Origin of the sequence: Neisseria sp. S1 (assembly GCF_048060015.1) — a bacterium.
Taxonomy (GTDB): domain Bacteria; phylum Pseudomonadota; class Gammaproteobacteria; order Burkholderiales; family Neisseriaceae; genus Neisseria; species Neisseria arctica.
Genome location: NZ_JBLUPI010000008.1, coordinates 125,099 through 132,974 on the forward strand (window position 1 = coordinate 125,099; position 7,876 = coordinate 132,974).

8 protein-coding genes and 1 pseudogene are annotated in these 7,876 nt (G+C 48.7%); 6 read left to right on the plus strand and 3 right to left on the minus strand.

Translation table 11 applies throughout. The features are described 5' to 3' along the window. The first annotated feature begins 113 nt into the window (after positions 1-113). The 4 genes from gltX (at position 114) to prfB (ending at position 4,350) form a co-directional block, all read left to right on the plus strand. On the plus strand, positions 114-1,511 hold the full coding sequence (gene gltX / locus ACEPPX_RS07995) for a glutamate--tRNA ligase (RefSeq protein ID WP_416623595.1): 1,398 nt from the start codon (positions 114-116) through the stop codon (positions 1,509-1,511). Between the two features lie 83 nt (positions 1,512-1,594). Then, a complete protein-coding gene (locus ACEPPX_RS08000) occupies positions 1,595-2,020 on the plus strand; it encodes a DUF3617 domain-containing protein (protein ID WP_416623596.1) in 426 nt (141 codons plus the stop codon). Positions 2,021-2,233: 213 nt separating this feature from the next. Further along, positions 2,234-3,118 (plus strand): patatin-like phospholipase family protein, encoded by an 885-nt coding sequence (locus tag ACEPPX_RS08005; protein WP_416623597.1) that lies wholly within the window; start codon positions 2,234-2,236, stop codon positions 3,116-3,118. A gap of 128 nt (positions 3,119-3,246) precedes the next feature. Continuing rightward, positions 3,247-4,350 carry a peptide chain release factor 2 gene (gene prfB / locus ACEPPX_RS08010; protein ID WP_047761076.1) on the plus strand — a complete coding sequence of 368 codons (1,104 nt, stop codon included), beginning with the start codon at positions 3,247-3,249 and terminating at the stop codon, positions 4,348-4,350. A gap of 74 nt (positions 4,351-4,424) precedes the next feature. Here the strand turns inward: prfB and apbC are convergent, their stop codons facing one another. Beyond that, the gene (gene apbC, locus ACEPPX_RS08015; protein ID WP_416623598.1) at positions 4,425-5,504 is read right to left on the minus strand and encodes an iron-sulfur cluster carrier protein ApbC; all 1,080 of its coding nucleotides are present in this window, start codon (positions 5,502-5,504) and stop codon (positions 4,425-4,427) included. Between the two features lie 250 nt (positions 5,505-5,754). Between apbC and ACEPPX_RS08020 the strand changes: the two genes are divergently transcribed. Beyond that, positions 5,755-6,711, plus strand: a complete 957-nt coding sequence (locus ACEPPX_RS08020) for an L-lactate dehydrogenase (RefSeq protein ID WP_416623605.1) — start codon at positions 5,755-5,757, stop codon at positions 6,709-6,711. A gap of 24 nt (positions 6,712-6,735) precedes the next feature. Further along, positions 6,736-7,218 (plus strand): CinA family protein, encoded by a 483-nt coding sequence (locus ACEPPX_RS08025; protein ID WP_416623599.1) that lies wholly within the window; start codon positions 6,736-6,738, stop codon positions 7,216-7,218. 203 nt (positions 7,219-7,421) lie between these two features. On the opposite strand, the gene rpsJ is transcribed toward ACEPPX_RS08025, so the two are convergent. After that, complete coding sequence (gene rpsJ / locus ACEPPX_RS08030) at positions 7,422-7,733, minus strand: 30S ribosomal protein S10 (protein ID WP_002642322.1); 312 nt, start codon at positions 7,731-7,733, stop codon at positions 7,422-7,424. 18 nt (positions 7,734-7,751) lie between these two features. Further along, a pseudogene (locus ACEPPX_RS08035) lies at positions 7,752-7,876 on the minus strand (elongation factor Tu); the annotation flags it as partial.

The following is a 7,876-nucleotide window of genomic DNA, read 5'->3' on the forward strand; positions in this document are numbered from 1 at the left end:
TAAAGTGTCCATTGTAGCATTTTTCAGTTGCGCCAGGCCGTCTGAAAAGGTTTTCAGACGGCCTTGAAGCGCATAAAATAAAAGCCTTTAGAAACCGAACCGGAATTCCAAACATGACCGTTAAAACCCGTTTTGCCCCCAGCCCCACCGGCTACCTGCATATCGGCGGTGTACGTACCGCCTTATTTTCATGGGCATTTGCCCGCAAACACAAAGGCGAATTTCTGCTGCGTATCGAAGATACCGATCTCGAACGCTCTACCGCCGAATCGGTAAATGTTATTTTAGACGGCATGAACTGGGTAGGCCTGCACTACGACAATGCCGACCATGTGGTTTACCAAACACAAAATTTCGACCGTTACAAAGCCGTAATTGCCCAACTGCTCGAACAAGGCCATGCCTATCACTGCTATTGCAGCAAAGAAGAGCTGGAGGCAATGCGTGAAAAAGCCGAAAAAGAAGGCACCGCCACTTACGACCGCCGCTGGCGCCCCGAAGACGGTAAAACATTGCCTCCGATACCCGAAGGCCGTGAACCGGTAGTACGCTTCAAAACCCCGATTGAAGGCACCACTACATGGCACGATTTGGTTAAAGGTGAAATTTCTATCCCGAACGAAGCATTGGACGACTTAATCATCGCCCGTGCCGACGGCACGCCTACTTATAACTTCTGCGTAGTAGTCGATGATTACGACATGGGCATTACCCACGTTATCCGCGGCGACGACCATGTCAACAACACACCCAAACAAATCAACATTCTCAAAGCTTTGGGCACCACTCCGCCGCAATACGCCCACCTGCCGATGATTCTGAACGAACAAGGCAAGAAAATCTCCAAGCGCAGCGGCGATACCGTTGCCATCACCGATTTCGACCAAATGGGAATCTTGCCCGAAGCCATGCTTAACTATCTGGCCCGTCTCGGCTGGGCGCACGGTGATGATGAATTTTTCACTATGCAACAATTTATCGAATGGTTCGAACTGAAAGACGTTTCACCCTCGGCCAGCCGCATGGACTTGAAAAAACTCTACTGGATTAACGGCGAACACATCAAAACTACGCCGAACACCCGTTTGGCCGAACTCGTCGCCCCCCGCCTGGCAGTACGCGGTATCCACGAAACCGCAAAACCCGCTTTGGAAGATGTATTGGCTTTGGTAAAAGACCGCGCCCAAGACCTCAATACGCTGGCGGACGAATGTACTTATTTCTACCGCAAAGACACTCCGGCCGAGGCAGATATTGCCAAACACTGGGATGAAGAAGCACCTGCACGGATGTTGCGCTTTGCCGAAAAACTCGAAGGCCTGAACGAGTGGACGCCCGAAGCCATTCACGACTTATTCAAACCTTTCTGCGAGGCCGAAAACATTAAGATGGGCAAACTCGGTATGCCGCTGCGGCTGGCCGTATGCGGTACGGCCAAAACCCCAAGCGTAGATGCCGTGTTGGCTCTAATCGGTAAAGAAGAAGTATTGCATCGCATTAGAAACAACTGATTCTAAATGTCCCAGGCCGTCTGAATGCCCTCCCCGGTCTTTTCAGACGGCCTTAATTTTTCATCCGGCAAGAAAGCCCATTCATGAAATTAACAACACCCCTCTTATTTGTACTACTGCCCGCCGCCATTACCGCACATGCTTTTGAAATACAACCCGGCAACTGGCAGTTTCCCCACCAAATCAGCTGGCCAAGCAGTAACGAATATGTTAAGGACACCGAAAATATGTGCATCGGCGAAACGGAAAGCCGCAACTATATCCGTACTGAAATTCAAACTCTGGAATCAGACGGCTGTACCGTATCGCAAGTCAAACAAAGTGATACGGAAGCCTCGTTTCGCGCCGTATGCGGCGATGATCTCTTCGATTTCAGCTACCGCAAACATAATTCCGACCATTTGGGTGTTACCCAAGAGATCCGCCATCAAAACGGTAAGCCTATACCATACGCGGTGATATGTACCGTCAGGGCGATACTTGCGCCGACAATTGACCCTACCGTCTGAAATCTGACATTTTTTCTTTACATCATGTTTTCAGACGGCACAGGTGATTGTTATCCGAACAGACGCTATAATTTTGTTCTCCTAAAAAGAAATTCTAAACCTGCAAAACTGCCATGCCACAGCTTTTCCCGTCTCCGTACAAAGATACCATTTGGGAACGCTGGTAAACCACATGCCAGTATCCGAACAACCTGCGAACCACCGGAAAGTACCATGATGATATTTCGCACCGCCCTCCTCGCACTCACGGCCCTTACTCTCGCTGCCTGCGGCACAACCCGTACTGCTCCGGACAAACCCACTACCGCCGCAAAACCCCGCGCAGTCGTCGGTCTTGCTTTAGGTGGCGGAGCATCCAAAGGCTTTGCCCATATCGGCGTGATTAAAGTATTGCAACAAAACAATATTCCCGTAGACATTGTTACCGGCACCAGTGCGGGGGCGGTTGTCGGCAGCCTGTACGCCTCGGGCATGAGCGCCGACCGTCTCGAATTAGAGGCCGAAATTTTGGAAAAAGCCGATGTCGTCGATCTGACCTTATCCACTACCGGTTTTATCCGCGGGCAAAAACTGCAAGACTACATCAACCGTAAAGTCGGTAACCGCCCGATGCAAAACCTGCCGAAAAAATTTGCCGCCGTCGCCACCGATTTGGAAACGGGCCGTATGGTCTCCTTCAACACCGGCAATACCGGCCAAGCCGTACGCGCCTCGGTGAGTATTCCGAATGTGTTCCAACCCACGGTTATCGGCAGCCGCCGCTATGTTGACGGCGGGCTTACCGCTCCCGTACCCGTAACAGCCGCCCGCAACATGGGCGCCAACGTGGTGATTGCCGTCGATATTTCCGCCAAACCCGCCAAACTTTCCGGTTCGGGCTTTTTCGCCTATCTCGACCAAAGCCTCAACATTATGAGCACTTCCGCACTTAACCAAGAATTAGGCAAAGCTACCGTCGTTATCAAACCAAAAGTACAGCAGCTGGGGGCTATCGGCGGTTTCGACCAAAAAACGCAAGCCATCAAACTGGGAGAAGATGCCGCGCGAGCCGCTCTACCGCAAATCCGCGCCGCCTTGGCACGATACCAGCCTCGTTAAGCAGCGCAAACCGATAAAAATACTCTCATGATTTTCATGCCGTCTGAAAACCTTCAGACGGCATTTTCATAGTAAAAACCGTGCAAATCCAGTACAATAGCCAGCTAAATTTTTAAGTGAATGCAATTATGGAAGCCGAAGTAATCAACCAGCTCAACAACACGCTTGCCGATCTCGAGCGCCGTAGTGCCGATATCCGCGAATATATGGATTATCAAGGTAAAAAAGACCGCCTAGAAGAAGTAATCGGCCTATCCGAAGATCCCGAACTGTGGAATGATCCGAAAAAAGCCCAAGAAATCGGTAAAGAGCGCAAAATCCTAGAAGGCATCGTACTCACACTGGATGCCATCGGCAGCGGTATCGAAGACAACCGCGAATTAGTAGAAATGGTAGTAGAAGAAGGCGATGACGAAGGCTTTGCCGCCATTGTTGAAGACGTAGCCGGACTCGAAGCCAAAATGGCCGAACTTGAATTCAAGCGTATGTTCAACCAACCAGCCGACCCCAACAATTGCTTTATCGACATTACCGCCGGCGCGGGCGGTACCGAAGCCGAAGACTGGGCAGGCATGCTGCTGCGCATGTACATGCGCTATGCCGAACGCAAAGGCTTCAAAGTAGAGGTATTGGAGCAAGACGACGGTGAAATCGCCGGTATCAACCGTGCCACCATCCGCTTGGAAGGCGAATATGCTTACGGCCTGCTGCGTACCGAAACCGGCGTACACCGTTTGGTTCGCTACTCTCCTTTCGATTCCAACAACAAACGCCACACTTCTTTTTCATCGGTATTCGTTTACCCTGAAGTAGACGACAGCATCGAAATCGAAATCAACCCTGCCGACTTACGCATCGACACCTACCGCGCATCAGGAGCCGGCGGTCAGCACATTAACAAAACCGATTCCGCTGTGCGCATCACCCACGAACCGACCGGTATTGTCGTACAGTGCCAAAACGACCGTTCTCAACACGCCAACAAAGCGGCAGCGATGGAAATGCTGCGTTCCAAACTGTTTGAGCTGGAAATGCGCAAACGCAATGAGGAAAAACAAGCACTGGAAGACGGTAAAAGCGATGTGGGTTGGGGTAGCCAAATCCGTTCGTATGTTTTGGATTCTTCACGCATCAAAGATTTGCGTACCGGTTATGAAGTCGGCAACACCAAAGCCGTGCTTGATGGCGATTTGGACGGTTTTATCGAAGCCAGCCTAAAACAAGGTGTTTGATAAACCCCAGTATACAATATGAAAAATGCCGTCTGAAAATTTTTCAGACGGCATTTTTTACAGTGAAGGCAAACTTATTCCACCACAATTTTAGGGAAACGGCTGCTGAAGTCACGGCCTTTATCGGCCACAGCCAAAGCAACCTGCCAAGCAGCACGCGTATAAAGCTCTGCAATCGCGGGCTGCTGCTCAAACAAAGCCTGCACCGTACCTTGATCCATTGCCTCGCGTACGGGTAGGCTCAGCGGCAACTGGCCCAGTAGCGGTACATTTAATTTAACCGCCAAATCCTTACCGCCATCGCTACCGAAAATGGTTTCGGCGTGACCACAATGGCTGCAAATATGCACCGACATATTTTCCAGCACTCCGAAAATCGGAATATTCACTTTTTGGAACATATCCACCGCTTTTTTCGCATCAATCAACGCAATATCCTGCGGTGTTGTTACCACTACCGAACCGGTTACCGGAATTTTTTGCGATAAAGTCAGCTGTACATCACCGGTACCCGGTGGCAAATCGATGAAGAGATAGTCCACATCGTCCCATTCGCTTTGAAACAGAAGCTGCTGTAATGCCTGGGAAAGCATAGGACCACGCCAAACGACTGCCTGATCGGTATCTACCAAAAAGCCGATAGACATCACCTGTACACCGCCTGCCGACAATACGGGCACCAACTTGCCATCATTCTGATCGGGCTTACCATCTGCCACACCAAACATAGTCGGCTGGCTGGGGCCGTACAAATCCGCATCCAATACGCCTACGCGTGCACCCATTTTCGCCATAGCGGTAGCCAAATTGGCCGTAGTCGTCGATTTGCCTACACCGCCTTTGCCCGAAGCAACGGCAATAATATTTTTTACACCTTTAATCGTCGCAACACCAGGTTGAACCTTATGAGTGTCGATAGCAGTAGAAATACCCAAATGTAACGGTACATCACCTGCCAACCGCAGAATCGCGGCCTCAATACGGCTGCCTAACTCTTCAGCAATATGCCCTACGGGATAACCAAAGCGCAATTGGATATACAGGCCGTCTGAATGTTCGGCAATGCTCTCAACCGCTTTTTCACTGCCGAGCGTACGGTTACTGTCTGGAATCGAGACTGCCGCCAAAGCGGCTTCGATAGCGGGAATATTCATTTTCTTTTCTCTTAATGATGTGTTATCGGGATTTTAACAGATTGCCGCCATCTCTTCATGGCAGCTTTAACCTAATTTAAATCTTAATATCTATGGCAAAGGTATATAATTTAAAAGACTGATCAAACATAAAAACAAGGCATACGCCATAAAAGTATACCTGTTTGAATTTACGCATCCGCAACGGCAGGCCGTCTGAAACGGCTGTCGACAATATATTAAAAACAAACTCAATAGGAGGTAAGCCATGATCCGCAAAGTCGGCAATAAAGTTGTAATTATCGGCACCGGAGCCGTCGGCATCAGCTATGCTTTCGCAATGCTCAACCAAGGGCACTGTGATGAAATGGTACTGATTGATCTAGATGAAAACCGCGTTCGTGCCGAAGTACGGGATTTAAAACACGGCATCCTCTATGCGGCTACACCTGTAAAAATCACTGCCGGTACCTACGATGATTGTGAAGATGCCGATATTGTGTGCATTTGTGCCGGCGTACCGCAACGCCCGGGAGAAACCCGTCTTGATTTAATCGAGAATAATCTGCAAGTATTTTACAGCATTGTCGGCAAAGTAATGGCTTTGGGTTTCGATGGCATTTTCCTAATCGCCACTAATCCCGTTGACGTACTTTCTTATGCCACATGGAAATTTTCCGGCTTACCAAAAGAACGAGTTATCGGTTCGGGTACTATTCTCGATACCGCCCGTTTGTGCAATTGTTTGGGACAGGCCTTTGATGTCGCCCCCGTCAGCGTAGATGCCCACATGATAGGGGAACATGGCGACAGCGTCATTGCAGCTTGGAGTTCGGCCAGCATTGCGGGAATGCCTTTGCAAAAATTACTTGAAAACCGACCCGACGGCCAAGAATTAATGCAGCGTATTCACCGTGATGTCCGTAATGCCGCTTATGACATTATCGAAGCCAAAGGTGCCACCTGCTACGGTATAGCTATGGGCCTAAGCCGTATCTCTCGTGCCATTTTACATAATCAAAACGTAGTGCTGACCGTTTCAACACTGCTACAAGGCGAAATGGGGCAAGAGGGTGTTTATATCGGCGTGCCCGCCGTTATCAATCGTCTAGGCGCGGTACGTGTCATTGACAAACCTCTGGACGCAAAGGAATCCGAGCAATTCAACCGATCGGCTACCCTACTAAAAAGCTACCAGGAAAAAGTAGATCATTTTCAGGCCATCTGAAAAACTATTTATTAAGGAAAAAATATGAGCCGTTCTACCTTATACCGCCTTACAGAAAATTTAGTCTCTAACGGCTATACGGTAACCTGCGCCGAATCGTGTACAGGCGGCCTACTTGCTGCCGAACTCACCCGCTTACCGGGCAGCTCTGCTTGGTTTGATATGGGTTTCACCACTTACAGTAATGAGGCCAAACAACAATTGGTAGGTGTTCATGCTGATACATTAAATATGTTTGGTGCAGTCAGTGAAGAAACCGTACGTGAAATGGCTCTCGGCTCATTACTGGCTGCAAAAGCAGACTTCTCCCTGAGTATCTCCGGCATTGCAGGCCCCGATGGCGGCAGCGAAGCCAAGCCTATCGGTACGGTATGGTTTGGGTTAGCCACCAAACAAAGGATTTTTGCTACCAAACAACATTTCAACGGTGATCGTGATAAGATTCGCCAACAAGCAGTAGATTTTGCCCTCGGTTGGTTATTGGAAGTGGTTGAAAAAACCGTTTGAAATTAATCACCAAACAATCAAAATATAATTGTATGAGTGAATAGGTATTTTTTAATAACATGCCATCTGAAAATAAAAACCTGCATACTGTCATATCAAACCTGCCAACTATGGTCTTCCGACAAAACTCTAAAATAACATTTACATACCAATAAAAAACCGGGTATTTCAACCCGGTTTACTTGTTTCATCTTACTTGATGATTATTGAACTTTAATTTCTACATCTACACCTGCAGGCAGGTCAAGCTTCATCAAAGCATCAGTGGTTTTATCAGTCCAATCCACGATATCCATCAAACGCAAATGGGTACGGATTTCCAACTGCTCACGTGAAGTTTTGTTTACGTGCGGTGAACGCAGAATGTTGAAACGTTCGATTTTAGTCGGCAGCGGAATCGGACCTTTTACTACGGCACCGGTACGCTTAGCGGTTTCAACGATTTCTTGTGCAGAACGGTCAATCAAGCTGTAATCATAAGCTTTCAAACGGATGCGGATTTTTTGGTTAGCCATTTATCTGTATCCTTTTGATTAAGCGATTACGGTAGAAACAACACCTGCACCTACAGTACGGCCACCTTCGCGAATCGCAAAGCGCAAGCCTTCTTCCATCGCGATCGGAGCAATCAGCTCTACGGTAATAGCCACGTTTTCAC